This window comes from Chitinimonas lacunae (genome assembly GCF_042650885.1).
GTDB classification, from domain to species: Bacteria; Pseudomonadota; Gammaproteobacteria; order Burkholderiales; family Chitinimonadaceae; genus Chitinimonas_A; species Chitinimonas_A lacunae.
In genome coordinates this window covers 826,760-851,680 of the sequence record NZ_JBHSBU010000001.1, presented here as the reverse complement: position 1 = coordinate 851,680, position 24,921 = coordinate 826,760, and the positions used below count along the sequence as shown (strand labels likewise).

The following is a 24,921-nucleotide window of genomic DNA, read 5'->3' as shown; positions in this document are numbered from 1 at the left end:
GGGTGCAGGGCAGGGCAGGGCGGCCATCTGGGCCGCCCGCGCCTTTCCCGGCACCGGTACAAGTAACTTCCTCTCAACAGGGAATCATCAAAATGAATCTCCACGAATACCAAGCGAAAGAGCTGCTGGCCAAATACGGCCTGCCGGTGCAAAAAGGCATCCTGGCCACCACGCCCGAAGAAACCGCGAACGCTTTCCGCGCCATGGGCGGCAAGTTCGCCGTCGTCAAGGCCCAGGTCCACGCCGGTGGCCGCGGCAAGGCCGGTGGCGTCAAGGTGGTGAAGAACGCCGAAGAGGCTTCTGAAGTGGCAAAGTCGCTGCTGGGCAAGCGTCTGGTGACCTATCAGACCGACGCCAAGGGCCAGCCGGTCAACTCGCTGCTGGTTTGCGAAGATATGTACCCGGTGCAGCGCGAGCTGTATCTGGGCGCCGTGGTCGATCGCAGCACCCAGCGCATCGTCTTCATGTCCTCCACCGAAGGCGGTGTCGAGATCGAGGAAGTAGCGCACAACACCCCGGAAAAGATCATCAAGACCGTGGTCGATCCGCTGGTTGGCCTGCAACCGTTCCAGGCGCGCGAAGTCGCCTTCGCCCTGGGTCTGGTCGATGGTCAGATCAAGCAGTTCACCGAACTGATGCTGGGCGCTTACAAAGCTTTCGTCGAGAACGACTTCGCCCTGTTTGAAATCAACCCGCTGGCCATCCGTGGCGACGGTTCGCTCGCCTGCGTCGACGCCAAGATCGGCATCGACAGCAACGCCGCTTTCCGCCTGCCATCCATCGTGGCGCTGCGCGACAAGAGCCAGGAAAACGAGCGCGAACTCAAGGCTTCCGAGTTCGACCTCAACTACGTGGCACTCGAAGGCAATATCGGTTGCATGGTGAACGGTGCCGGTCTGGCCATGGCCACCATGGACATCATCAAGCTCAAGGGCGGCCAACCGGCCAACTTCCTCGACGTTGGTGGCGGTGCCACCAAGGAGCGGGTGATCGAAGCCTTCAAGCTGATCCTGGCCGATGAGTCGGTCAAGGGCGTCCTGATCAATATCTTCGGTGGCATCGTCCGCTGCGACATGATCGCCGAAGCCATTATCGCTGCCGTCAAGGAAGTGAACGTGACTGTGCCGGTGGTGGTGCGTCTCGAAGGCAATAACGCCGAACTCGGCGCCAAGATCCTCGACGAATCGGGCCTGAAGCTCACTTCGGCCCAGGGTCTCAACGACGCTGCCGAGAAGATCGTTGCTGCCGTCCAGGCCGCCTAATCCCCCGCGCGAGACACAGGAGTCGAAACAATGAGCGTACTCGTCAATAAAGACACGAAAGTGCTGGTGCAAGGTTTCACCGGCAAGAACGGCACCTTCCACGCCGAGCAGGCGCTGAAGACCGGCACCAAGGTGGTCGGCGGCGTGACCCCGGGCAAGGGTGGTTCCACCCATCTGGGTCTGCCGGTGTTCAACACCATGCGCGATGCCGTGCGCGACACCCAGGCCGATGCCTCGGTGATCTACGTGCCGGCCCCGTTTGCCAAGGACTCGATCCTCGAGGCCATCGACGCTGGCGTGAAGCTGGTGGTGTGCATCACCGAAGGCGTGCCGACCATCGATATGCTGTACGTCAAGCGCGCCGTCGATGAAGCCGGCATCCGCCTGATCGGCCCGAACTGCCCCGGCGTGATCACTCCGGGCGAGTGCAAGATCGGCATCATGCCCTGGCATATCCACAACCCCGGCCGCATCGGCATCGTCAGCCGCTCGGGCACCCTGACCTACGAAGCCGTGGCACAAACCACCGCGCTGGGTCTGGGCCAGTCCACCTGTATCGGTATCGGCGGCGATCCGATCCCTGGCACCAGCCATATCGATGCCCTGAAGTTGTTCCAGGACGATCCCGACACCGACGCCATCATCATGATCGGTGAAATCGGCGGTTCGGCCGAAGAGGAAGCAGCCGAGTTCGCCAAGTCCTATGTGACCAAGCCCGTCGTCGGCTATATCGCCGGCGTCACCGCGCCCAAGGGCAAGCGGATGGGCCACGCCGGTGCCATCATCGCCGGCGGCAAGGGCACGGCCGAAGAGAAGTTCCAGGCCTTCGAGAAGGCCGGCATCGCCTACACCCGCAGCCCGGCCGAAATCGGCAAGACCATGCTCGAAGTACTGAAGAGCAAGGGCATGGTGAAGTAAGACGTCGCTTCGTCGTCGTCCCAAACGCCATCCCTCGGGGTGGCGTTTTTTCTTGGCTCGACCACTGGATGTGACGACTCCGACGTGCCAGATCGCCCAACCGTTGCCAGGTCAGCAAGAAAAGCCGTTTCTCCGTCCTCGGTGTGAAGCAGAAGGTCCTTATTCGATGGTGGTGGACGAGCCGGAAATCGCGCTTTTCCAGGACAGGGTCGATATGCATTTCCCTGTGGATCGGCGTTGCAGTGGAGAGGGGGGTGCTGCATCCGGAGCCGAGGCGGGGACGGGAAGGATGAGTGGGGCGGCAAACGAGTCGAGTAATATGCTTAGCGATAACTATCCTTTCAGTGCTGGTGGCGATATAACGGACGATGTTGCGTTGATTGTCGCCATATGGCCCTCCGCCGTGATCGGGCGAGTCGCTGAGCCTTGTTGACGCGGAGAGGACAGGATGGTTGGCGCAGGCAAGGCCCCAAAGAGGAAATAGAGGTTTTTTCTATTTCCTTTTTTGATGGCTACACGTCTTGTAGTGCCTTGGCTGACTATTTTCTTTTTACATCGTTTGGGAGGATGAAGATGAAGTCGCTGTTACTTGCCGCTCTGCTGTCGCTCACTGGGCTTGCCCAGGCGGCCGACCCGGCCACCGTGCCGGCCGTGGCTTACGATGAGAGTGCCAATGCCAAGGAAGACCTGAAGAAAGCCCTGGTGGCGGCGCGTGCCGACCAGCGCAAGGTGCTGCTGGTATTCGGCGCCAACTGGTGCCCCGATTGCCGCGTGCTCGACCAGACACTCAAGAGCGAACGCAACGCCAGTCTGGTCGCCAAGGAATTTGCCGTGGTGAAGGTCGACATCGGCCGCTACGACAAGAATATGGACCTGTCGCGTGCCTATGGCGAACCCACCAAGAAGGGCATTCCGGCCGTGGTCGTGCTGTCGCCCGACAATGAAGTGCTGTACGCCACCAAGGCAGGTGAGCTGGCCAACACCCGCAAGATGAGCGAAGAGGGGGTCTACGGCTTCTTCCGCGATATGGCGGCACAGGCTCAGGCCAAGAAGTAGGCGGTCTACGGAAATAATTTACCGAAAACAGCCGTTTCGCAGCGCCGCGCGATTGTGCCGGCGCTGCCTATCGTTTAGAATCCGCGCTCTTTTCCACCTTGCCTTACCGCTCGCATGGCGGAAGGCTGATTCAATCCGCAAGGAGATCACATGCGACACTACGAAATCGTGTTCATCGTGCATCCCGATCAAAGCGAGCAAGTGCCCGCGATGATCGAGCGCTACAAGACGATGATCGCCAACGACGGCGGCAAGATTCACCGCCTTGAAGATTGGGGCCGCCGCCAACTGGCCTACCCGATCCAGAAGATCCACAAGGCTCACTACGTTCTGATGAACGTGGAAATCAGCCAAGCCATCCTCGACGAACTCGAACACGCCTTCAAGTTCAACGACGCTGTGCTGCGCCACCTGACCATCAAGATGGAACGCGCCGTGGTTGACGCTTCCCCGATGATGAAGGAAGAAAAAGCCAAGTCGCTCACCCCGACTCCGGCTGGCGACGCCAAGGAAGCCGCTGCGGCCTGAAGCCCGGCGAAACCGGGTTGAGTGAGAGAAACCAGGTCGTCGTAAGCGGCCGTCTGATCGAGGTGGCGCCGGTGCGCTATACCCCGGCGGGCATCCCGGCGATTGAATTCAAGATCGCCCACGAGTCGCAGCAGCTCGAAGCTGGTATCGAGCGACAGGTCAGGTGTGAGATTCCTTGTGTCTGCCTCGGCGAACCTGCCACGGCGATTGCGAAATACGCTGTGGACGAGGAAATCGTCGTCAAGGGATTCTTTGCCGCCCGTAGCCGACGCTGGCTCAGCAGTCTGGTACTCCATGTCACCCGTCACGCCCGGCCCTGATCTTCAAGATTCAAGCAAACTGAGGTAAATCATGTCCCGTCAAGTTTTCAAGCGCAGGAAGTTCTGCCGCTTCACCGCCGAAGGCATCAAGGAAATCGACTACAAAGACGTCAATCTCCTGAAGGACTTCATCAACGAGAACGGCCGTATCATCCCGGCCCGTATCACCGGTACCAAGGCTCGCTACCAGCGCCAACTGTCGACCGCCATCAAGCGCGCTCGCTTCCTGGCCCTGATGCCTTACACCGACCTGCACTGATCGGTTAAGGGGACATCACCATGCAAATTATTCTGCTCGAGAAAGTCACCAACCTGGGTTCGCTCGGCGATATCGTCAAAGTCAAAGACGGTTACGCCCGCAACTTCCTGATCCCGCAAGGCAAGGCCAAGCGTGCTACGGAAGCCAACCTGAAGCAGTTCGAAGCCCGTCGTGCCGAGCTGGAAAAGCTGGCCGCCGAAGCGCTGGCCGCTGCCCAGGCCCGTGCCGAGAAGCTCGAAGGTCTGAGCGTCACCATCGCCCAGAAGGCTGGCGTTGATGGTCGTCTGTTCGGTTCCGTCACCACCCAGGACATCGCTACCGCCCTGAGCCAAGCGACCGGCCTGCAAGTGGTCAAGGGTGAAGTGCGTCTGCCCGAAGGTCCGTTCAAGCAGATCGGCGAATACGACATCGTCGTCGCCCTGCATACCGACGTGGCCGCCAATGTCAAGATCACGGTGGTGGGCGAGTAATCGTCCCGGCATCGCGGTTTCGACCGGCAAAAGGGCCCGAGTGATCGGGCCCTTTTTCTTTGTGTTTTTCCCTGGCGGCGTGAGCATTTTTTCCCGTCGACATGACGGGAATCTCTACTGTCCGTCATCCGGCCCAGCCTCTATACTTTGCCCAATCGATCACCCGCAAGTGGCGCTGTTGCCACAGGCATATGTCTAGACTGACCAACCCGACCGATATCGCCCGCGAAACCTTGCGGCAACTGGCCGTACGGCGCATTCCGCCTACGCCTGACCGCTACGAAGAGATCTATCAGGAAATCGCCGGTCAGGATGGTCGCAACGCCCCGTCATTGCATCCCCTGGTGCGCGCCCTGGTCGAAGCACTGCGCGCCATGCCGCGTCAAACCACTGAGCTGGTCCGCCAGCTCAGCCTGATCGAAAAAGCCGGTCTGGCGCGTGAATGGCATACCATCCCGGCGCTGCTGATTGCCGGTATCGAAGGGCAGGGCGGCCAGGCCGAGCTGACCCGCCCCTGGGCCGATCTGATCCGTGCCCTGATCACCCAGTGGGAACGCCGCAGTCCCCATTTCAATTCCGCCCGTAAAAGTGAATCCCTCGGCCGAGTACTGGTCAACTTCGGCAGCTCGCCCGCGCTGCTCAACCAGAAGCTGGATGCCCTGGTCCGCAGTTGGAGCGAAGGCGAAGTCAGCGGCATCGAAACCGCCGACGAAGAAAATCCCCCCGTCGAAGAAGCTGCTCCCGAACCCGCCCCCACCACTGAACCCGTCCCCGAATCCGGCCAGGCCACTCCGGCCTGGGAGCGCTGGCGCGAGATGCTGGCCAAGACGCTACAGATCGGCCTGGCCGAGCGGCTCACCGGCTATCCGGAACTGGCCGAAGAAGCGGCCAGCCTCGCTCAGGCGGCCGAGGCGGTATCGAGCGAGCAGGGGCTCGATTTTCTCTATGGCCGGCTGCGCCGCTTCTGGATCCAGCTTGAACTCAAAAGTGAACGCGAAGAGCGGGTGGCTCGCGGGCTGGTCAATCTGCTGTTTCTGCTGACCGACAATCTGGTGGCACTGAGCGGCGAGGAAGACGGCTGGGTACGCGGTCAATTTGAAGTGGTGCGCGATATTCTGTCGCAGCCGCTCAATATGCGCCGTATCTACGATGCCGAAGTCGGCTTCAAGGAAGTCATCTACCGCCAGGGCATGCTGCGCGACAATCTGAGCGAAGCCCAGGCTTCGATCAAAAGCATGCTGTCGCTGTTTATCGACCGCCTGGGCGGCATGGCCGTCTCGACCGGCGACTACCACGACAAGATCGAGGGCTACGCCGAGCGGATCCAGGACGCCAGCGGCCTGGGCGATCTGCACCATATCCTGGAAGAACTGATCCAGGACACCCGCCATATGCAGGTCGATATCACCCGGTCGCGCGATGAGCTGATCGAGGCACGCACCAAGGCCGAAGCGGCCGAGCAGCGGATCGACGAGCTCGAAGCCGAACTGCGCTCCATCAGCGAGAAAGTGCGCGAAGACCAGTTGACCGGCGCCCTCAACCGGCGCGGCTTCGATGAGGCATTCGCCACCGAGCTGGCCCGCAAGGAACGCAGCGGCAAGCCGATGTGTCTGGCCATGCTCGATATCGATAATTTCAAGAAACTGAACGACCAGCTCGGCCATCAGGCCGGCGACGATGCGCTGATCCATCTGGTCAATGTGGTGCGCGAGTCGCTGCGGCCGACCGATGTGGTGGCCCGCTATGGCGGCGAGGAATTCGTGATCCTGCTGCCCGAAACCTCACTGTCCGAAGCCGCCGCCATCATGCGCCGCGTGCAGCGCGACCTCACCAAACGCTTCTTCCTCCACAACAACGAACGGCTGCTGATCACCTTCAGCGCCGGCGTCACCCTCTACCACGACGGCGAAGGCCAGGAAGTGGCCATCGAACGGGCCGACCAGGCCATGTACGAAGCCAAGAAGGCCGGTAAGAACCAAGTGACGGTGTGGGAGGAATAGGCCGTTTCCGGCGGAGTCGGCAATGGAAACTCCTGGAGTACGAAGCGCGCACCTTCAAGGCCGGGCACACCGGCTCCCACTCGTCCGGAAATGCGCTGGCGCAGCGCTTCGAGGTCTGGACTCGCTGACGCCGAATCGGCTGGAAATGCGCTAGTTGACAGAAGACCGGACAGCATACATCGAGCGTAAAAGCCCCATCAAAGCGCCCGTCGATCTACCCGCCCAGTCGGCACGGTGGAATCGGTTCGAGCCAAAAACCATTATTTTTCTTTATTTGCGGCTTCACGGCTTGCAGTGATTCTGCTGATAATTTTCATTTTCCCAGCCAGCCACTTCCTCCTCACCCCACTCGCCGCAGCGCCGTCCCGCGTTGCTTACCCCACACCCGCCGCAGATCGCGCACCGAGCCGAAACCGGCGCTTTCGGCGATCCGCTCGAGCGACTGGCCGTTATCGCGCAACAGCGGCTCGACCAGGGCCAGTTGCAGACTGTGTTGATAGTCGAGCAGGCTGATTCCTGCGTATTGGCGAAACAGCCGACTCAGATGACGCGCGCTGACGCAGCCGATGGCGGCCAGTTCCTCGCGCTGCCACGGCCGGGTCGGTTCGGCTGCGATGGCGTCCTGGACGCGGTGGACGGCCGGATGCAGATGACTGCGATGAGACAGCCAGGGCGACAGTTGCGGCGTGCTGTCGTCGCGGCGTAGCCAGACCACCATTTCCCGCGCCACATCGAGCGCCAGCTTGGGGCCAAGTTGGCGCGACAGCAGCTCAAGTGTCAGATCGATCCCGGTGGTGATACCGGCCGAGGTGGCGAACGGGCCGTCGATCACGAAGACCCGGTCGTCTTCGATCCTGGCGTTGGGCGCGCTGTGGCGCAGCCGCTCGATCAGACTGTGGTGGGTGGTGCAGCGACGACCGTCGAGCAGCCCGCATTGAGCCGCCAACAAGGCACCCGAGCAGATCGTCACCAGTTGCAGCCCTTCGCGCCAGATTCCACGCAACCAGCGCACCGCCGCCTGGCGGGCGGCTGGCTGGCTGTCGATCGATACCGTGGTCTGGCCCGGCACCACAATCCAGGCGCCGTCGGGCAGATGGTCCGGCATAGGTTCCACCCCGCCAAGCAGCAGACCCAGCGAACTCGCGGGATGGGGTTCGGGCCCGATATGGTGCAGCGTAAAGGCCGAGCCCTGTTTATTGGCCAGGCGCAGCGCTTCGGCACAGCCGGCGTAATCGAGCATCAGCACGCCAGGCAGGAGCAATAGATAGACCGGGATCGGCGACATACGACTTGTACCTTTGTGCCTTTTAAATCAATAACTTTGTAAGGCAGTTCAGATCGATGACGTGGATTGGCCGTCCGGTCTTGGCTGCCCTGCAATGACGATACGGCTCGCCGCAGGAAGCGACGAGCCGGAAAGCGGGCTTTCGATGGCGTCCGAGCCGGTTGGCAGCCGGCTCGGATGCCGAAGCGTCGCCGATGCGGAAACCGATCAGGCCTGCATCGTCTGGCCTTGCAGCTCTGCCTCGATCTCGGCCACGGTGCGAATGGTGGCAAAGCGGCCGGTCAGCACCAGCTCGGTCCTTTCCTTGATCTCGGCCGTGCTGTATTCGCGGCCGTTGCTGTGCCGGATCGGGAAAGTCAGGGTGGCTTCCGTCACATAGTCAACCTTGAAACCCAGATCGGACGCATGCCGGGCAGTGGTTTCGCAGCATTGCTCGGTACGGATGCCCGAGATGATCAGCCGGTCGATACCACGCGCCTTGAGCCAGGGCAGCAGGTCGGTGCCGACCAGTGCGCTATGGACCCGCTTGTTCACCCGATGATCGGCGTAGGCGTCGATCCCTTCAAGCGGGACGACAAAGCCGGTGCTCGGGTCGAACGGACCTTCGTCTTCAAGATGGAACACCCGCACCACCGGTACCCCGCTGGCCCGGCTTGCGGCGACCAGCCGATTGACAGCATCGCTGAAGGCCGGGATTTCGGCCGGTTGCCAGGTAGGGCGGTGGCGGAACGACTCCTGCACATCGATCACCAACAGAGCTGCGGACATTTTGGGACTCCCTTGCGTGAATGGTGAAGCGATTGTAGGTGGCTCCCTACCTTGTGTTCAGGGCAGATCAAGACAGGAATGGGACAAATCGGGACATGCTTGTCCCGAGTGTGCCAACTGGCAGCCTGGCGCGACATCGCTATGATGGACTCGACAGAATATTTCCATACAGACAGAGGAGAAAGAAGATGGATAAGACCACTTTCTGGCAACTGATCGAGCGGACCCGCGAGGAAGCCGATGGCGATTGCGATATGCATATGTCGCTGTTGCAGGAGGCGCTGGTGGCACTGCCACCGCAGGAAATCGTGGAGTTTGACCGGATCTATGGCGAATATTTCGCCCAGTCCTATCAGTGGCCGCTATGGGGCGCGGCATTTCTGATCGGTGGCGGTTGCTCTGACGATGGCTTCGACTATTTTCGCAACTGGCTGATTTCACGTGGCAAGGCCCAGTTCGAGGCGGCGCTGGCCGACCCCGACAGCCTGGCCGATCAGGTCAGGGAAGAAGACTACTGCGAACTGGAAGAGCTGCCCTATGTGATCGTCCAGGCCTGGAGCGAAAAGACCGGCCAGCCTGAACGGGAATTCCCCGAGCGGCCGGTCGAGACCGAAGACGAACCGCTCGGCGAGCCGTGGCAGGAAGAAGAGCTGGAGCGCCGCTTCCCCCGGCTGGCCGGCAAGCTCGGCTGGGTATAGCTCAGTGCAATTGGGCAGTGGCGAGCTGGCGATAGAGCGGACTGTCACGCAACAGCGTCTCGTGGCTGCCCAGGCCGACAATGCGGCCGGCCTCGACCACGGCAATTCGGTCGGCATGCTGCACAGTCGATAGGCGGTGGGCCACGATCAGCGTGGTGCGATGCTCCATCAGCCGCTCCAAGGCCATCTGCACCATGCGCTCGCTATGGGTGTCGAGTGCGCTGGTGGCCTCGTCGAGCAGCAGAATCGGCCGGTCGGCCAGAATGGCCCGGGCAATGGCGATCCGCTGGCGCTGACCGCCCGATAAGCGCACCCCACGCTCGCCCAGATGGGTGAGATAGCCTTCGGGTAACTGATTGACGAATTCATCGGCATAGGCCGCCACACAGGCGGCCCGCACGGCCGCTTCGCTGGTCTCGGGCCGACCGTAGCGCACATTGTCGAGCACACTGGCGGCGAAGATCACCGCTTCCTGCGACACCAGGGCCATCTGCCGCCGCAGGGCCGCCGGGTCGGCCATGCGGGCGTCCACCCCATCGACCCATACCGTTCCCCGCTCCGGATCGTAAAAGCGCAGCAAGAGCTGAAATACCGTGCTCTTGCCCGCGCCCGACGGCCCAACCAGCGCCACCTTTTCGCCGCGACCGATTTCGAGGCTGAAGCCATCGAGCGCCTTCTGCTGCGGCCGGCTCGGATAGCGGAAATCGACCGCCTCAAAACGGATGTCGCCACGCGAAGGCTGTGGCAAGGGCTGGGGCTGCGGCGGCGCGGTGATCGCGGCCGGCGTCGCCAGCAGCTCGATCAGGCGCTCCAGGGCGCCACCGGCGCGCTGCACATCGCCGATCACCTCGGAAATCGTCGCCACGGCGCCAGCGACCACCACTGCGTAGAACACAAAGGCCGATAACTGGCCGGCGCTGAGCCGGCCGGCCAGCACATCATGGCCGCCGACCCACAGAATCAGCGCCACGGCGCCGAATACCAGCACCATCACCGCCACGATCAGCGTGGCCCGGGTGCTGATGCGCTGACGGGCCGTATCGAACGAGTTCTCCACCCGCCCGGCAAACAGCGCACGGTCGGCGTCCTCGTGGACATAGGCTTGCACGGTGCGGATCTCGTGAATCGTCTCGTCGATGGTGATGCCAAGCTCGGCGATCCGATCCTGGCTTGCCCGCGCCAGCCGGCGGACCCGGCGGCCGAACAACAGGATGGGCGTCAGCACCAGCGGCACACAGACCAGCACCAGCAAGGTCAGCTTGATACTGGTCAGCAGCAGCATGATCAGTCCACCGACCAGCATCAGTGCGTTGCGTAGCGCCATCGAGGCGCTCGATCCGACCACGGTTTCGATCTGCGCCGTGTCGTTGGTCAGGCGAGACAGCACTTCGCCGGTCCTTGCCTCTTCAAAAAACGACGGCGGCAGCGCCAGCAGATGGTCATAGACGCGGCGGCGCAGATCGGCGGTGATGCGCTCGCCCAGCCAGGACACCATATAGAAGCGGCCATAGGTCGCCACGGCCATCACGGCGATCAGACCGAACAGCCCCAGCAGCGCCCGGTCGAGCAAGGCCGGGTCGCTGGCGACGAAACCGCGGTCGATCACTGCCCGCAGACCCTGGCCGACCAGCAGCATCGAGCCAGCCGCCACCAGCAGGGCAATACCGGCCAGCGCGATACGGCCGTGATAGGGACGCAGCAGCTCGCGCAACAGCCGCCAGGGCGAATGGGTGGCCATCTCAGCGCCAATCACCGCGCAGGGCACCGACACGGCGCTCCAGATCGGCGGCGCTGACGTCGGCTGCGGGCACCGGCGCTTCGGCCACCAGTTCGATCTTCGACCAGAAACGGCGCGGCATCTTCAACATGGCAGTGCCATCCTTGCGGCTGAAGAAACTGCCCCACAGACCACGCAGCGCCATCGGCACCACCGGCACCGGGGTACGGCTGATGATTTCTTCGATCCCCGGCTTGAACGGGTTGATATCGCCGGTATAGGTAATGCGGCCTTCGGGAAAGATACACACCACTTCGCCCTCGGCCAGATACTGCGCCACCCGCTCGAAGGCCCGCTGCTTCATTGCCGGGTCTTCCTTGGCCGGCGCAATCGGTACGGCACCGGCGGTGCGGAAAAAGAAATTGAGCAGCGGAATCTTGAAGATCCGATGATCCATCACAAACCGCACCGGCCGCCGCACGGCCCCGGCGATCACCATGGCATCCATGAAGCTGACGTGGTTGCAGACCAGCACGCACGGCCCTTCGTCAGGAATATGGTGCAGGCCGTGATGGCGCACCCGGTACATGGTATGGGTCAGCACCCAGACCAGGAAACGCATCAGGAACTCGGGCACCAGCGCATAGATATAAATCGCCACCGCGATATTCATCAGTGCCACGATCAGCAGCAGCTGCGGAATGCTGGCGCCGAGCTTGAGGATCAGAATGCTCATGGCAGCCGCCACCACCATAAAGCACGAATTGAGGATGTTATTGGCGGCAATGACGCGCGAGCGGTATTGGGGTTCGGTGCGAAGCTGGATCAGGGCATAGAGCGGCACGATAAAGAAACCGCCGAAAACGCCCATCAGCAGAATATCGACCATCACGCGCCAGTTGCTCGCCTGGGAGGCAAAGGTCACGGCGTCGACCAGCGAGCCGCCGACCGGAGTGGGAGCGGCGAAATAGAGGTCGATGCCAAACAGACTCAGGCCGATCGAGCCAAACGGCACCAGGCCGATTTCGATCTTGCGGCCCGAGAGCTTTTCACACAGCACCGAGCCCGCGCCTACCCCAATCGAGAACAGGGCCACCATCAGGGTATAGACCTCGGCATTGCCGTGCAGGATATCGTGGCTATAGGTCGGCAATTGGGTCAGATAGACCGCCCCGAAGAACCAGAACCAGGAAATCCCCATCAGCGAATTGAATACCGTGCGGTTGCGCGCGGCGTAGCCGATGATGTGCCAGGTTTCGCTGAAGATATTCCAGTTGATCGGCAAGTGGCTGGCCAGCGGTGGCGCCGGCGGCATCGAGCGGCTGGTCAGATAGCCCAGCACCGCCACGCCCAGGCAGGCACCGGCAATCATGGTGGCACTATCGGGGCTGCGCTGCACGATCAGGGTGCCGCCGATCTGGCCCAGCAGAATGGCGATAAAGGTGCCCATCTCGATCAGGCCATTGCCGCCGAGCAGTTCACGTTCATCCAGGTACTGCGGCAGGATCGAATATTTGAGCGGTCCGAACAGCGCCGAGTGGATGCCCATCAAGAACAGGCAGCCCATCAGCACGGCGGCGCTGCGCTGGTAGAAACCGACAGCGGCGAGCGCCATGATGACGATTTCGAGCAGCTTGATGAAACGGGCCAGTCGGGCCTTGTCGTATTTCTCGGCCAGTTGCCCGGCAGTGGCCGAGAACAGGAAGAACGGCAGAATAAAGATACCGGCTGCGGCATTGACCAGCGTCGGCGCATCGAGCCCGGCAAAGCCCAGACCAAAGAACGCGATCAGCACCAGCATCGCGTTCTTGAACAGATTGTCGTTGAAGGCACCCAGGAATTGGGTCAGGAACAGCGGAAGAAAACGACGACTACGAAACAGATCGAATTGACTGTTATGGCTCACGAACGTCCTCGACGGAACAGGCCCTCAGGGCGATGGCGGTAGAGTAACCACTTCCTGTGCCGACAGCCAATTCTGCCTTTGTAGAAATTCCACCAATGATTCGACCGTCACCACATCGATCCTGCCGGCCATGCGGCGGTCGAACGGATGGTCGTCGAAGGCGATATTGGCGCTGAACATCCGCCCGCCCAGCCGGGTCAGCGTCGGAATTCGCAAGGTGCTGGGCCGATAACCTTGCTCCTGCAACCACTGCTGGGCCGCATGCCGGTCGCCCTGGCTATCGGCCAGGGTTTCCAGCAGCCATTGATTGGAATTCTGATAGCGGGTGGAAAACGGGTAGGCCACCAGGTTATAGCGAGCCTCGAACAGGCGCCTGGGCTGGGCCAGCACCTTGACCAGCCGCTCCTGCTGCGCCGGCGTGGGAATCAGCAGCAGCGCCTCATAGGCAAACATATCGTCGAGAAAGAAATTGGCCAGTCCCTCCTCGAACAGTTCGGACCGGTCGCTGGCGCAGTGATTGAGCAGATGGACCACCGTCCACGGCCCGCGTGGATGGTCGCGCACCACAAAGCCCATATGGGAATACCGTAACTGGTAGCGCGACATATCGCGGCCTACTCTTGCCAGCAGTGCCAGCTTGGCGTCGCTGGCGTCGAGCTTGTGGCGGATCGCCAGCCCAAGCTGGAACGACTTGCTCACCATCGCAAAACTGGGCGCACGCGCTTCGCAGTTCTGCCCGGCCAGGGCAGGTGTCAGCGCCAGCAGTACCACCAGCGCGCCGACTGCCTTCATTGGCCGACCTTATGCTGATGCAGCAGCGGCCGGCCGGTGGCGTTGGGGATATAGGCGACCAGCTTGTCGTCGCTGATCAGCGCATGGCCGGTCGGTTCGGCCACGACCTTGACGGGACGGCCGAGCAGCGCCGACAGCCGCGCCATGGCCTCGGCGCTGAGTTCGATCACGGCACTGACACCATCGCTGCTGCGCTGGATCACCACCCTGGTCGAATTGCCGACCAGCTCGACCGAACCGATCACCAGGCCGCCGCTGACCAGGAACAGCTCGAAGGGCTTGCCATCGGACACCAGCACGCTCGGGGTGACGCTGATAAAGGCCGAGAGCACCATCGATTCGGCACTATCGCGCGAATACGCCGGTACGGCCATGACGGCCAGTTTGGCGGCGAACAAGGCAGGGACGAGGCTGAACATGGCAAGTCCTTGTTTTGTGGTGATGGCGTGGTTTTATCACCTGCCGTGTTCCGGTACTAGCGTGAAAAGTATCCGGCGCCGGACGGTATGGCCGGGGCGCGGTGGTAGAATCGGCGCGCGTCGGCCCCAAGCCGGGCGCGGTGCATAACCACGGTCCATCAGACTGTAGAGGAGACACGATGAACCAGGCATTCCTTACCCATCTCGAAGGCGAACTGGCCGCAGTTCGCGAGGCGGGTTTCTTCAAGCCCGAGCGGGTAATCGCCAGCCACCAACGCGCCGATATCCAACTCGCCGACGGCGCCGAAGTTCTGAATTTCTGCGCCAACAACTATCTGGGTCTGGCCGACGATCCGCGCCTGATCGCCGCCGCCAAGCGCGGCCTCGACGACTATGGCTATGGCGTGGCGTCGGTGCGCTTCATCTGCGGCACCCAGCGCGTCCACAAAGACCTTGAAGCGGCCATCTCGGATTTTCTCGGCACGGACGACACCATCCTCTATTCGAGCTGCTTCGACGCCAACGGCGGCGTATTCGAAACCCTGCTCGGCGAAGCGGACGCGGTGATTTCGGATGAGCTGAACCACGCCTCGATCATCGACGGCATCCGCCTGTGCAAGGCCAAACGTTATCGTTACAAGAACAACGATATGGCCGATTTGGAAGCCCAGTTGCAGGCGGCCGATGCTGCCGGCGCCCGCTTCAAGCTGATCGTGACCGATGGCGTTTTCTCGATGGACGGCATTATCGCCGACCTCAAATCGGTCTGCGATCTGGCCGAACGCTACCAGGCACTGGTGATGGTCGACGATTCGCACGCCGTCGGCTTTATCGGCGCCAATGGCCGCGGCACCCCGGAATTCTGCGGCGTGGCCGACCGGGTCGATATCTATACCGGTACGCTGGGCAAGGCACTGGGCGGCGCTTCGGGCGGCTATGTTGCTGGCCGGCGCGCCATCATCGACTGGCTGCGCCAGCGTTCGCGTCCCTATCTGTTCTCCAATTCGCTGGCGCCGGCCATTACGGCCGCCAGCATCGCCGTGCTGGAACTGCTACGCGATGAAGGCCCGGCGCTGCGCGCCAAGTTGCAGGCCAATGCCGAGTATTTCCGCCGCGCCATGGGCGAAGCGGGCTTTACCCTGGTGCCGGGCCAGCATCCGATTATCCCGGTGATGCTGGGCGACGCCCGCATCGCCGCCGAAATGGCGTCGCGGCTGCTGAGCCACGGCGTCTATGTCACTGGTTTCTCCTATCCCGTGGTGCCCAAGGGCAAAGCCCGTATCCGCACCCAGATGAGCGCCGCCCACGAGCCGGCGCATATCGAACGCGCCGTGGCCGCCTTTACCGCAGTCGGCCGCGAGCTGGGCGTGGTCTGAACCACGCCGCGACCGGGCGCCCGCCAAGCGGAGCCGCCCGCACTATAACGATGCATGGCGGGCCGTCCGCCATGCCTCATTGGGACAGATAGAGTGATGAAAGCCTTAGTCAAAGCCGAAGCGGGCCCTGGCCTGACCTTGCAGCGTGTCAAGAAACCCGAAGTCGGCCATAACGACCTGCTGATCAAAATCCGCAAAACCGCCATCTGCGGCACCGATATCCATATCTGGAACTGGGACGACTGGGCCAGCAAGACCATCCCCGTGCCGATGCATGTCGGCCACGAATATGTCGGCGAAGTGGTCGGGATGGGCTCGGAAGTGCGCGGCTTCCAGATCGGCGACCGCGTCTCGGGCGAAGGCCATATCACCTGCGGCCATTGCCGCAACTGCCGCGCCGGACGCCGCCATCTGTGCCGCAATACGGTCGGGGTAGGGGTGAACCGCGAAGGGGCGTTTGCCGAATATCTGGCGATTCCGGCTTTCAACGCCTTCAAGATTCCCGACGATATCTCCGACGATATCGCCGCCATTCTCGATCCGTTTGGCAATGCCACCCATACGGCACTGAGCTTTGACCTGGTCGGCGAGGATGTGCTGATCACCGGCGCCGGCCCGATCGGCATCATGGCCGCCGCCATCTGCCGCCATGTCGGCGCTCGCCATGTGGTGATCACCGATATCAACGACTACCGGCTCGACCTGGCACTCAAGATGGGCGCCACCCGGGCCGTCAATGTCGGCCGCCAGAAACTCGACGATGTGATGAAGGAACTCGGCATGACCGAAGGCTTCGACGTCGGCCTGGAAATGTCGGGCAATCCGCGCGCGTTCCGTGACCTGCTGAGCGCGATGAACCACGGCGGCAAGGTGGCGCTGCTCGGCATTCCGCCCGCTGAAACCTCGATCGACTGGAATCAGGTGATCTTCAAGGGATTGATCATCAAGGGCATCTACGGCCGCGAGATGTTCGAGACCTGGTACAAGATGGTGGCCATGCTGCAATCGGGTCTCGATCTGAGCCCGATGATCACCCACCGCCTGCCGGTCGACCAGTTCCAACTGGGCTTTGAAACCATGCTGTCGGGCCAGTCGGGCAAGGTGGTGCTTGACTGGAGCGGCGAGTAATCGGCCAGCAGGACGAACGGGAAGATCCACCTAGACTTCCCCTGATTTACAAGGCATGCGTAAAGCGCATGCCTTTTTATTTGGTTTTCTAGACTTGAAGAAGCACTCAGGCGATTACCCATGCGCACTTTGCATACCGGATGCGGAGTGGACAGTGAGGCGCGGTCACGCTTGGCGCCGCCGCACTGTAGGAATGACGCTCACTGTGTAGGAATTACCCTACACACGATCGCGCAACTGGCTGACGCGAGAATCGGGCTTTGCCAAATAGGCAGGGCAGGTACAGAGATCGACAATGACCCTATCGCAAACACACGCAACCATCCGGCTTCCCGGCGGACGGTTGGCGGCTAGGGGCAAGATCATGTTCGAGACTTACCAGCATAAATCCACCGATCCGGCCATGCCTGTCCTGTTTTCCTTTGCCCGCAAAACGGGCACTGCGCCTCGCCAGGCGGCCGCACCGGCCAGCCCGGTCGAGGAAGCCAATAAATTCGGCAGCCTGTATGGGGCTTCGCCAGTCATGCAGGCGGTATTCCGGCTGATCGAGCGGGTGGCACCGAGCGATGCTTCGGTACTGGTGGTGGGTGAAAGCGGCTGTGGCAAGGAATTGGTAGCGCAGACCATCCATGAGAAGAGTCTGCGGGCCAATCGGCCTTTTGTGGCGCTCAACTGCGGCGCCTTACCGGCCAATCTGATCGAAGCCGAGCTGTTCGGCTACGAAAAAGGCGCGTTCACCGGGGCGCATAAAACCCATCAGGGCTTTTTCGAACGGGCCGAGGGCGGCACGCTCTTCCTCGATGAAATTACCGAAATGCCGCTGGAGATGCAGGTACGTCTCTTGCGGGTACTCGAGACCGGGCGTTTCACCCGGGTAGGGGGCGATCGTGAGATCACCTGTGATGTGCGGGTCGTGGCGGCCACCAACCGCGAACCTTTGCAAGCCGTACAGGATGGTCATCTTCGTGAGGATGTGCTGTACCGGCTGGCGGTATTTCCAATCGAACTGCCGCCGCTGCGCGATCGCGATGACGATATCGGACTGTTGGCGCGGCGCTTTCTGGCCAATCTCAACGCCCAGTACGGCACATCGAAGCAATTCGCCGACGATGTGGAAGCCCGGCTGCGTGAGCATGACTGGCCGGGCAACGTGCGGGAACTGAAGAATTGCATCCAGCGCGCCTACATCATGGCCGAAGACGTGGTCGAAATTGACACCCTCGATGCGCTGCGCCCGCTCAAGCGGGCCGTCAGCAAGCAAACCCTGGCTTTCGAGGTCGGCATTTCGATCGAGGAGGCCGAGCGTAAGATCATTTTCGCTACGCTCGACCGTTACCAGGGCAATAAGCGGCGAGCCGCTCAAGTGCTCGGGGTCAGTCTGAAAACGCTTTACAACCGTCTTAATGAATATGCGGGCCGTGGTTTGATCGATGCCGATCTGCTGGCGGCGTAACACCCTACGATTGCCGGGCTTGCGTGGACAGGCCCGGCATAGCTGCTTGTGCAAGACGGCGGTTGGAATCGATATGCAGCACAGGTGACGGTGGCCGCCATGGCTGAATCTGTCCCTGCGCGTGATTGGGATTGGGGTGCAACGACTGTTGGGGAGTCGAATGCACAATGGTCGTGGCGTTGTCCTGACTGCAACGCACGGTGAGCTTCATAACACCAGGGGAGAACCGACTATGTTGGGCAAAAAGAAGGTTTTGTTGGTGGACGACAATCTACAGGTGAGGGAAGTGTTGTCCGAAGGCTTACGCGATCTGGGCTTTGCCGTCGAAACCGCTTATGACGGCGTTGACGGGCTTCAGGCACTGGAGCGGGTGTCGCCCGATGCGCTGGTGGTCGATTTCGCCATGCCGCGGATGAATGGGGCGGAGCTGGCTTGGCGGGTACAGCAGCTGCATCCGGGTCTGCCGGTGATCATGATCACCGGTTTTGCCGATCAGGCTGCGCTGGATGAGCTCGATGAGCTGGTAGTACTGCACAAACCTTTCGATGTCGAGACACTGGGAGAGGCGATCACTGCTGCCTTGCATACCCGGCAATTCCAGACACAGAGTTATTCCCGCCATGCATAGCTAATCGTTTGTATGGTCCTGGGGTATTAGAGAAGCTTCTATATCCCTATGCTGTCTACGCATAGCTTTACGGTAGACGATTCAGGTGATTGCTGCGGAAAGCGGTTTTAGTCCGGTTGGCCTGTTGGTACGCCTTGGCTACAATTGGCCGGGTAATCGGCTAGAACAGTTTGAGGTAGGCATCATGAGTGCAGCCGCGCAAAGAAAGCCCGTCTCCAGCCAGGCATTCGCCCCGGCGCGGGAACTGACCAATACCCCTCTGGCCTTTGTTTCGGAAGGGCCTTTATCCGTTATCCAACATATCCGCCACGGCATCGCGCCGGGCGCGGTCAAAACCCTGGCCGACAAGCTGGGGATGAGCAAAGAACAATTCGTCCTGACCATCGGTCTGCCACGCAGCACCATCAAAGCCCGTCAGACCTCGGGTAAACCGCTGTCGCTGAGCGAGAGCGAACGGATGGTCCGGGTAGCCAAGGTGCTGCTGCGCGCCATCGAAGTGCTCGAAGACGCCTCCTCGGCCTCGCAATGGATCAAACGCCCAAACCGCTCGCTTGGCGGCAACAGCCCTTTGTCACTGCTCGATACCGAAGCGGGTTATGAGCTGGTGATGGATATCCTGGGGCGGATCGAGCACGGCGTGGTGGCCTGATGACCGCAGTCGTCCGGGTTTGGCGCATTGCCAAGGAAACGCGGGACTATCAGGCCAACGACCTTTCTGGCGGCGGCGCAGCGGCAGTCGGGGGCCGCTGGAATCAGAAGGGTACCGCCGTGGTATACGCAAGCCCGACCATTGCCCTGGCCTGCCTCGAAACCCTCGCTCATCTCGGTCACGATATTGCGGCCAGAAACCGTTTCCTGATCGAGATCACCATCCCTGAAGCGGTCTGGCAACGCCGGCGCATCATCGAACTCGATAGCCTGGCCCCAACCTGGCTTGCCGAGCCGCCCGGCCGCTATTCGATGGAGATCGGAAGCAATTGGGCTGCGGCAGGGGAGACCGCTCTGCTGCTGGTGCCTTCGGTACTGATCCATGAAGAGTGCAATGTGCTGATCAACCCGCAGCATCCCGATGCTGCTTCCATCACGGCACGGGTGGTGCGTCAGTTCGTCTATGACCCCAGGCTTGGTGGGGAAGGATAGATAAGCCCTTGTTCTGATTTGGCTTTGTGAAAAGGATGCCCCAGTTTTTTGGGCATCCTTTTTTATTGCCGCGCCGACTCCACCAAGCACAGGTGAGGTCTCGTTGATAGGGACAGGGTAGAGGTAGCCATAGCCCAACCAAAAAAAACGCCATAATGCCGATTACTGTTTAGATCGCAACTGTTTGTTTATTTATTTTATTGTTTACGGAGATATATTTTAAGCAATAGCAGAAGCTTCTCCATACCAGCCGAGATATCCGCTGATTCATCCATGGAAGGGAAGGCAGGCTGTTCTGCACGTTAATGCCAAGAAAAACGACAAATTCCTTGCTTGAAGTGGTATTGGAATCTAGGTTGACTTCGATACCTATTGGTGTCCACTAAGCGACCAGTGTGTGCAGTCAGCCTAAAACTACCCATTGGAGGTCAGGTATGTCCGTGTTTTCTCGCTCCTTACCACTGCAAGTCCTCTTGTTGGCCGGGCTGTCTGCCTGTGCAGCGGTACAGGCGGCCAATTTTGTTGAGGAGGAAGCGGCTCTACGCCACTCAGCCAGCGCCGCTTTTGATGGTAAACAGCTACGCAGCAGCTCGGCGCTGGAAAATCTGGTGGAATTCAGCAAGATCAGCTCGGATGGCCGCTGGGTATTTGGCTCGATCACCCGACCGGTGGCGCAGGGGCGCGATGAAGTCCCGACAGCCAGACTTTTCGTGGCTTACCGGGCCGGGCAGGGGTGGGAAGTCGGGGTGGAAGGGGAAGCGTTATTCCATATTCTGCTCAATGCCGCCCCCGAAGACGTCGTCACCGCGGGAGAAAAGGCGACCTTCACCACGCTCGGCCGCGGCCAGCAGGGCCAGATGGATACCCAAACCGGCCTGGCGCTGCCATGGCGAGAAGGGGTGTCGTGGTATATGGGCGGCGGCCCGCATGGCAATAGCGGCAGCAGTCGGCCATTCGATTCGATCGACTTCAACGGCGGCGACGGCCGGGTATTGGCACCACGGGATGGGCGGATCTACAAAAGCTGCATCCGCAACGGTAGCGCACTGATCAAGCTGGTGCACGACAATGGCTATTCGACCAGCTACTACCATATGCGCGAATTGACCACGATTCCCGATGGAACGCTGGTGAGCAAAGGCACTTACCTCGGCCGGATCGACGTCAAATTGCCCTGTGGCGGCTCGGCTAGCGGACCGCACGTCCATTTCACCCTGAGCTACAACGGCCAGGCTGTTCCGGTGGACGGCAAAGTCATCGGCGGCTGGCGCTTCACCGAAGGCAGCCGCGCCTATCAGGGCTATGCCACCCGCGATGGCAAGCGGGTCAATGTCGGCGGCGCGCTATTCAACTATGGCGCTGGCCAAACACCACCTCCTGGAAATCAGACCGGAACCGTCCGTTCGCCCGATCCGCAAGCCACTATCAATCTACGCAGCCGCCCCAGCCTTAGCGCTGAAGTCGTCGGCACGGTAAAAGACGGTGCTCAAGTCGAATTGCGCTGCCATGCGTATGGAGATTGGGTGGACGGCGTGTGGAAGCGGACCAATCTGTGGAACAAGCTGGTTTCGGGTGAATGGATCAGTGACGGATTCGTCGATACGGGCAGCAATGAACCAGTTGTGTCACTGTGTGAATAGTCAGGCAGAGGAGGGTGTATTGAGACAGGTCGGCTGACCTTCCTGGATGAAAAAATAGCCGTGCAAGTAAGGCACGGCTATTTGCTGTTTGAAATTAGATTTTTCACTTCTTCTTGTATTTGCTCATATCAGGGATTTTTCCCTGACTGCATTCGGCAAATATGTCTTTGCTGATTGCGCTTCCATAATACTGCTCCGGATTGTGAATCTTCGCCCGAAGCTCTTGAGTTTTCTGCTTGTCTCCCGAGAAGCAGGAGAATTTGAAGAAATTGACCAGATTCCATTGGTCAGGATATTTCTTCAAGACATCATCAATCCCATGTTGCCAGGTTGGCCAATCCACATAAGATTCCTTGAAGACTTTATAACCATATTGCTCATCCCAGACCACCCAATAGATGCGCGCATACATGCCATAGCCTTCCACGTCTTTAGTCCGTCGCACGGCATCTTGCGCGAACACTTCTATCGCTGCAGGGTTACCACCCCACTTGGGATATAAATGCCTCACAGCTGCGAAATAGATTTCGTGGTAGAGCGGATGACGATCCAGAGCTTCTTTGAGCAGTTTTGCATATTCTTTGTCCGGCCACTGCTGGAAATTTGCGACATTCAGCATGGTGACGAACCAGTCGGGATTTTTGTCTGAAATGCTCTTGTGTTTCAGAAGATAGACCCTAGCTTTTTCCAGGTTCTCAAAGAATGGTTTCCAATCCTCTTCTTTAACCTTATCCGCAGTATTGTGGCCTCGGATATTCCAAGCCTGGGATACAAAAGTCTTGGCATAGTAGACATGAGCATTAGGCGAGGTGGGATATTTCTTCGTCCATCGGCCTATTTTTTCTCTAGCATTGTCCCAATACCATTCCCTTTCATCAGGATCTTCTCCGCGAAAATAGAGGCTATTGTCAGCGTTGCCATAGAGAGGGCTGGCTTTCCATATCCCACTGGGACTCCGCTCACCACTAGCTAGATGGTTATTGAGGAGAGCATCCAGTTTCTCGAATTCTTCCTTGAAAAATAAATTGCTCGCCTCCTTTGATAAGGCGCGGCGCGTTTCGAATTCTTTACCGTAAGAAGCTGTGGAGACAAGCAGGGAGGCACCCAGAGCGGCAGCCCAATATTTCACTCGAATTTTCACCAAAAACCCTCGATTCAGCAGTATTTCAACAAAGCCATTTCTATAGAACAGCAATTGAAAAAATTTCTACTTCAAAAGATAGAACAAGGCGTAGGACCTCTTGCCAAGCACAAGAGGTGCATTATCCTTTTCTTGACTGCCTGACCGCAACCTATTCCAAGGAACCTGCCTAAAAGCGTCAAGGTCAGGGCGCTCCAATCCTCGCATTGAGGATCGCCGCATCGTCAGCACTAAAGACTGGGATGACAAAATAGCCTGGTGTTCGTCCGTTCGAAGGACATCAAGCTGACATTGATGACCCCGGCTCGGCATTGGCGTGCTCCTGGCTGGAGTGGGGACGCCGTTTACCGAACTGTGTCTTAGGGCTGGGTGCGATGAGGTATGAAAGTGGTCAGTGCCGGGAGTCTGGCAAGCCGGGTTGGACGGCTTTTCTAGCCTCACGCCATAATTATGCATAATTCTGTTTTATGTCAACAGTCCGCCTTATTTTGTGGGCAATTGAACAGAAATAGAAAAAATGCGGCTTGGAAGAGGTGAGCCGCATTTCTGCATGGCATTTACTTTACATAATTTATATTATGCCTCCCAACGGCACAACCCCATCAGAATCAGCAACTTGATGCGTCACAGCATCACTTAATGCCTGCTCATTCCTGACATCACTTCCGATCGTTTCTGCCGAGATCAGGAAACCCAGGGCCAGGACTGCCAGCGACGCCGCGCGCCCTATCCGCGTCGTCGCGTTCCACAAATTTTCCCAGGCCTCGCGCCGCTCCGCGGTTCGCTCGCGCTCGTGGTTCGCTGCGGCGATCACCTCCAGCGGATCAACGCCCAGGATCTGCGCCACGCGTAGCGCCGTGTAGTCGTCCATCACACGGACGCCACTTAAGTACTGGCTCATTGCCGCTCGGCTAATGCCGATGTGCTTGCTTAGCCCAGAATCGCTTTCTAAGCCACTGGCAGCCTTTGCCGCCGTCAGGTACTCAACTGTTGTTTTCATCGCGTTCTAGCCCTATTTCTGCGCCAGCAATGGGCATGCCCTTGCTGTTAACCGCCGTTAACCCTTATGATTGGTCTCAGGGGTTAACAACTGTGAACGACAAACCCCTTTAACGATGTGCGTATCCGCACACGTGACCGTCAAATTTTAACAGTCCGCCCGCGAAACCGGCGCCAAGCCTAGCGCAGCACGTATAGACAAGCGCGCCGAGCCGCAAAGCGGCGTCGGCGCACTTGCCAGCCAACGGCGAAGCCAAAGGCGAGCCGGAGGCAGGAAGCGCGGCGCCGGCTCGCTCACCGCGCAGCGGTGAGCGGCCCAACTGTGGAGGAAATCGCTATGTCCCAAGTCCCCCTCGAACCCGTCCAGTTGGCCGGCGCCGATCTGCATCAAGAAACCGCCGTCGATTCACAGTCGCCGGCCTCTGTTCGTATTAACCAGCTTCTAGCGCTTCTTTCCGAAATTACTTCCGACGATTTCCGCGCAATTGAAATGTGGCAACTCGGCAAGCTGCATTCCAAGCTTTTTTTCTTAAGCGAGTTAGCTTGGGTTGAATTGGATTTTCGTCAGGAAATGGATCGAATTAATCGCAACTCCAATGAAGGAAATTAAAGATGACTACCGTAATTGCAACTGGCTTTACCAAGATGGCAGGTACCGCTAAGGAATCGGGTCGCGCTTACGATATGGCGCAATTGCATATTCTTTTGCCGAATAACGAAATCCAAACGGCGGCTTGCATGAAATTGGGTACCGGCCAAGTCGGCACCGAATACCCCGTCGATCCCACGGCCGCGCATCGCTTCCTGTCGCTCGACTTTACCGACCGCCTCTACATGCTCGAACTGGAGAAGCGCACAGAGCTGCGTGCCGGTCGTAACGGTGCAGAAGAGTTCACGAAGTGCATCGGCTTCCGGATCGTCGGGGTTCTTCCGATCCGTTTCACCGCCCCGGAAAAGTCCTCCAGTTCGGTGCCCTCCCCGGCGTCCGAACCGAAGGCTTCGACCGCTTCTTGACCAT

At 59.9% G+C, this 24,921-nt stretch carries 26 protein-coding genes; 18 read left to right on the top strand and 8 right to left on the bottom strand.

What is annotated here, in order from left to right; genetic code table 11:
• Positions 1-92 precede the first annotated feature (92 nt).
• The 8 genes from sucC to ACFOW7_RS03800 all read left to right on the top strand — a co-directional run bounded on the left by sucC (position 93) and on the right by ACFOW7_RS03800 (position 6,813).
• Positions 93-1,262, top strand: a complete 1,170-nt coding sequence (gene sucC / locus ACFOW7_RS03835) for an ADP-forming succinate--CoA ligase subunit beta (protein ID WP_378161211.1) — start codon at positions 93-95, stop codon at positions 1,260-1,262.
• 30 nt (positions 1,263-1,292) lie between these two features.
• Positions 1,293-2,180 carry a succinate--CoA ligase subunit alpha gene (sucD, locus tag ACFOW7_RS03830; protein WP_378161209.1) on the top strand — a complete coding sequence of 296 codons (888 nt, stop codon included), beginning with the start codon at positions 1,293-1,295 and terminating at the stop codon, positions 2,178-2,180.
• Between the two features lie 573 nt (positions 2,181-2,753).
• Positions 2,754-3,236 carry a thioredoxin family protein gene (locus ACFOW7_RS03825; protein ID WP_378161207.1) on the top strand — a complete coding sequence of 161 codons (483 nt, stop codon included), beginning with the start codon at positions 2,754-2,756 and terminating at the stop codon, positions 3,234-3,236.
• A 150-nt stretch (positions 3,237-3,386) separates the two neighbouring features.
• Positions 3,387-3,764, top strand: coding sequence for a 30S ribosomal protein S6 (gene rpsF / locus ACFOW7_RS03820; RefSeq protein ID WP_378161205.1), 378 nt, complete (start codon positions 3,387-3,389; stop codon positions 3,762-3,764).
• Positions 3,765-3,781: 17 nt separating this feature from the next.
• Entirely contained in the window at positions 3,782-4,084 is a 303-nt protein-coding gene (gene priB, locus ACFOW7_RS03815; RefSeq protein ID WP_378161203.1) for a primosomal replication protein N, read from the top strand.
• A gap of 31 nt (positions 4,085-4,115) precedes the next feature.
• Complete coding sequence (gene rpsR / locus ACFOW7_RS03810) at positions 4,116-4,343, top strand: 30S ribosomal protein S18 (protein WP_378161201.1); 228 nt, start codon at positions 4,116-4,118, stop codon at positions 4,341-4,343.
• Positions 4,344-4,363: 20 nt separating this feature from the next.
• Positions 4,364-4,813, top strand: coding sequence for a 50S ribosomal protein L9 (gene rplI, locus ACFOW7_RS03805; RefSeq protein WP_378161199.1), 450 nt, complete (start codon positions 4,364-4,366; stop codon positions 4,811-4,813).
• Between the two features lie 191 nt (positions 4,814-5,004).
• Positions 5,005-6,813 carry a GGDEF domain-containing protein gene (locus ACFOW7_RS03800; RefSeq protein WP_378161197.1) on the top strand — a complete coding sequence of 603 codons (1,809 nt, stop codon included), beginning with the start codon at positions 5,005-5,007 and terminating at the stop codon, positions 6,811-6,813.
• A gap of 340 nt (positions 6,814-7,153) precedes the next feature.
• Here ACFOW7_RS03800 and ACFOW7_RS03795 read toward each other — a convergent pair whose 3' ends face one another.
• Both ACFOW7_RS03795 and ACFOW7_RS03790 read right to left on the bottom strand, forming a co-directional pair.
• Entirely contained in the window at positions 7,154-8,098 is a 945-nt protein-coding gene (locus tag ACFOW7_RS03795) for a GlxA family transcriptional regulator (RefSeq protein ID WP_378161194.1), read from the bottom strand.
• A gap of 207 nt (positions 8,099-8,305) precedes the next feature.
• On the bottom strand, positions 8,306-8,866 hold the full coding sequence (locus tag ACFOW7_RS03790) for an isochorismatase family protein (RefSeq protein WP_378161192.1): 561 nt from the start codon (positions 8,864-8,866) through the stop codon (positions 8,306-8,308).
• A 188-nt stretch (positions 8,867-9,054) separates the two neighbouring features.
• Here ACFOW7_RS03790 and ACFOW7_RS03785 point away from each other — a divergent pair, with 188 nt between their 5' ends.
• The gene (locus ACFOW7_RS03785; protein ID WP_378161190.1) at positions 9,055-9,564 is read left to right on the top strand and encodes a DUF4240 domain-containing protein; all 510 of its coding nucleotides are present in this window, start codon (positions 9,055-9,057) and stop codon (positions 9,562-9,564) included.
• A gap of 1 nt (position 9,565) precedes the next feature.
• Here ACFOW7_RS03785 and ACFOW7_RS03780 read toward each other — a convergent pair whose 3' ends face one another.
• From ACFOW7_RS03780 to ACFOW7_RS03765, 4 genes are read right to left on the bottom strand one after another with little or no spacing between them, the layout of a single operon-like run.
• Positions 9,566-11,302: an ABC transporter transmembrane domain-containing protein gene (locus ACFOW7_RS03780; protein ID WP_378161187.1), complete on the bottom strand. Its 1,737-nt coding sequence runs from the start codon at positions 11,300-11,302 to the stop codon at positions 9,566-9,568.
• Position 11,303: 1 nt separating this feature from the next.
• Complete coding sequence (locus tag ACFOW7_RS03775) at positions 11,304-13,187, bottom strand: MFS transporter (protein WP_378161185.1); 1,884 nt, start codon at positions 13,185-13,187, stop codon at positions 11,304-11,306.
• 24 nt (positions 13,188-13,211) lie between these two features.
• Positions 13,212-13,979: a DUF2145 domain-containing protein gene (locus ACFOW7_RS03770; protein ID WP_378161183.1), complete on the bottom strand. Its 768-nt coding sequence runs from the start codon at positions 13,977-13,979 to the stop codon at positions 13,212-13,214.
• On the bottom strand, positions 13,976-14,398 hold the full coding sequence (locus ACFOW7_RS03765) for a hypothetical protein (RefSeq protein WP_378161181.1): 423 nt from the start codon (positions 14,396-14,398) through the stop codon (positions 13,976-13,978). The genes ACFOW7_RS03770 and ACFOW7_RS03765 overlap by 4 nt, the downstream gene beginning before the upstream one ends.
• Before the next feature lie 179 nt (positions 14,399-14,577).
• Between ACFOW7_RS03765 and ACFOW7_RS03760 the strand changes: the two genes are divergently transcribed.
• The 7 genes from ACFOW7_RS03760 (at position 14,578) to ACFOW7_RS03730 (ending at position 21,763) form a co-directional block, all read left to right on the top strand.
• A complete protein-coding gene (locus ACFOW7_RS03760) occupies positions 14,578-15,774 on the top strand; it encodes a glycine C-acetyltransferase (RefSeq protein WP_378161179.1) in 1,197 nt (398 codons plus the stop codon).
• A 96-nt stretch (positions 15,775-15,870) separates the two neighbouring features.
• Positions 15,871-16,902: an L-threonine 3-dehydrogenase gene (gene tdh / locus ACFOW7_RS03755; protein WP_378161177.1), complete on the top strand. Its 1,032-nt coding sequence runs from the start codon at positions 15,871-15,873 to the stop codon at positions 16,900-16,902.
• Positions 16,903-17,266: 364 nt separating this feature from the next.
• Positions 17,267-18,355 (top strand): sigma-54 interaction domain-containing protein, encoded by a 1,089-nt coding sequence (locus ACFOW7_RS03750; protein WP_378161175.1) that lies wholly within the window; start codon positions 17,267-17,269, stop codon positions 18,353-18,355.
• 232 nt (positions 18,356-18,587) lie between these two features.
• A complete protein-coding gene (locus tag ACFOW7_RS03745; protein ID WP_378161173.1) occupies positions 18,588-18,983 on the top strand; it encodes a response regulator in 396 nt (131 codons plus the stop codon).
• A gap of 184 nt (positions 18,984-19,167) precedes the next feature.
• Complete coding sequence (gene parS / locus ACFOW7_RS03740) at positions 19,168-19,632, top strand: type II RES/Xre toxin-antitoxin system antitoxin (RefSeq protein ID WP_378161170.1); 465 nt, start codon at positions 19,168-19,170, stop codon at positions 19,630-19,632.
• Positions 19,632-20,123: an RES family NAD+ phosphorylase gene (locus ACFOW7_RS03735; RefSeq protein WP_378161167.1), complete on the top strand. Its 492-nt coding sequence runs from the start codon at positions 19,632-19,634 to the stop codon at positions 20,121-20,123. The genes parS and ACFOW7_RS03735 overlap by 1 nt, the downstream gene beginning before the upstream one ends.
• Positions 20,124-20,557: 434 nt before the next feature.
• Positions 20,558-21,763: a peptidoglycan DD-metalloendopeptidase family protein gene (locus ACFOW7_RS03730; RefSeq protein ID WP_378161165.1), complete on the top strand. Its 1,206-nt coding sequence runs from the start codon at positions 20,558-20,560 to the stop codon at positions 21,761-21,763.
• Positions 21,764-21,866: 103 nt separating this feature from the next.
• Here ACFOW7_RS03730 and ACFOW7_RS03725 read toward each other — a convergent pair whose 3' ends face one another.
• Complete coding sequence (locus ACFOW7_RS03725; RefSeq protein ID WP_378161163.1) at positions 21,867-22,958, bottom strand: hypothetical protein; 1,092 nt, start codon at positions 22,956-22,958, stop codon at positions 21,867-21,869.
• Between the two features lie 517 nt (positions 22,959-23,475).
• Positions 23,476-23,904 carry a helix-turn-helix domain-containing protein gene (locus ACFOW7_RS03720; protein ID WP_378161161.1) on the bottom strand — a complete coding sequence of 143 codons (429 nt, stop codon included), beginning with the start codon at positions 23,902-23,904 and terminating at the stop codon, positions 23,476-23,478.
• 336 nt (positions 23,905-24,240) lie between these two features.
• Between ACFOW7_RS03720 and ACFOW7_RS03715 the strand changes: the two genes are divergently transcribed.
• Together ACFOW7_RS03715 and ACFOW7_RS03710 are read left to right on the top strand one after the other, a co-directional pair.
• Positions 24,241-24,513: a hypothetical protein gene (locus tag ACFOW7_RS03715; RefSeq protein ID WP_378161158.1), complete on the top strand. Its 273-nt coding sequence runs from the start codon at positions 24,241-24,243 to the stop codon at positions 24,511-24,513.
• 2 nt (positions 24,514-24,515) lie between these two features.
• A complete protein-coding gene (locus ACFOW7_RS03710) occupies positions 24,516-24,917 on the top strand; it encodes a hypothetical protein (RefSeq protein WP_378161156.1) in 402 nt (133 codons plus the stop codon).
• Positions 24,918-24,921 lie beyond the last annotated feature (4 nt).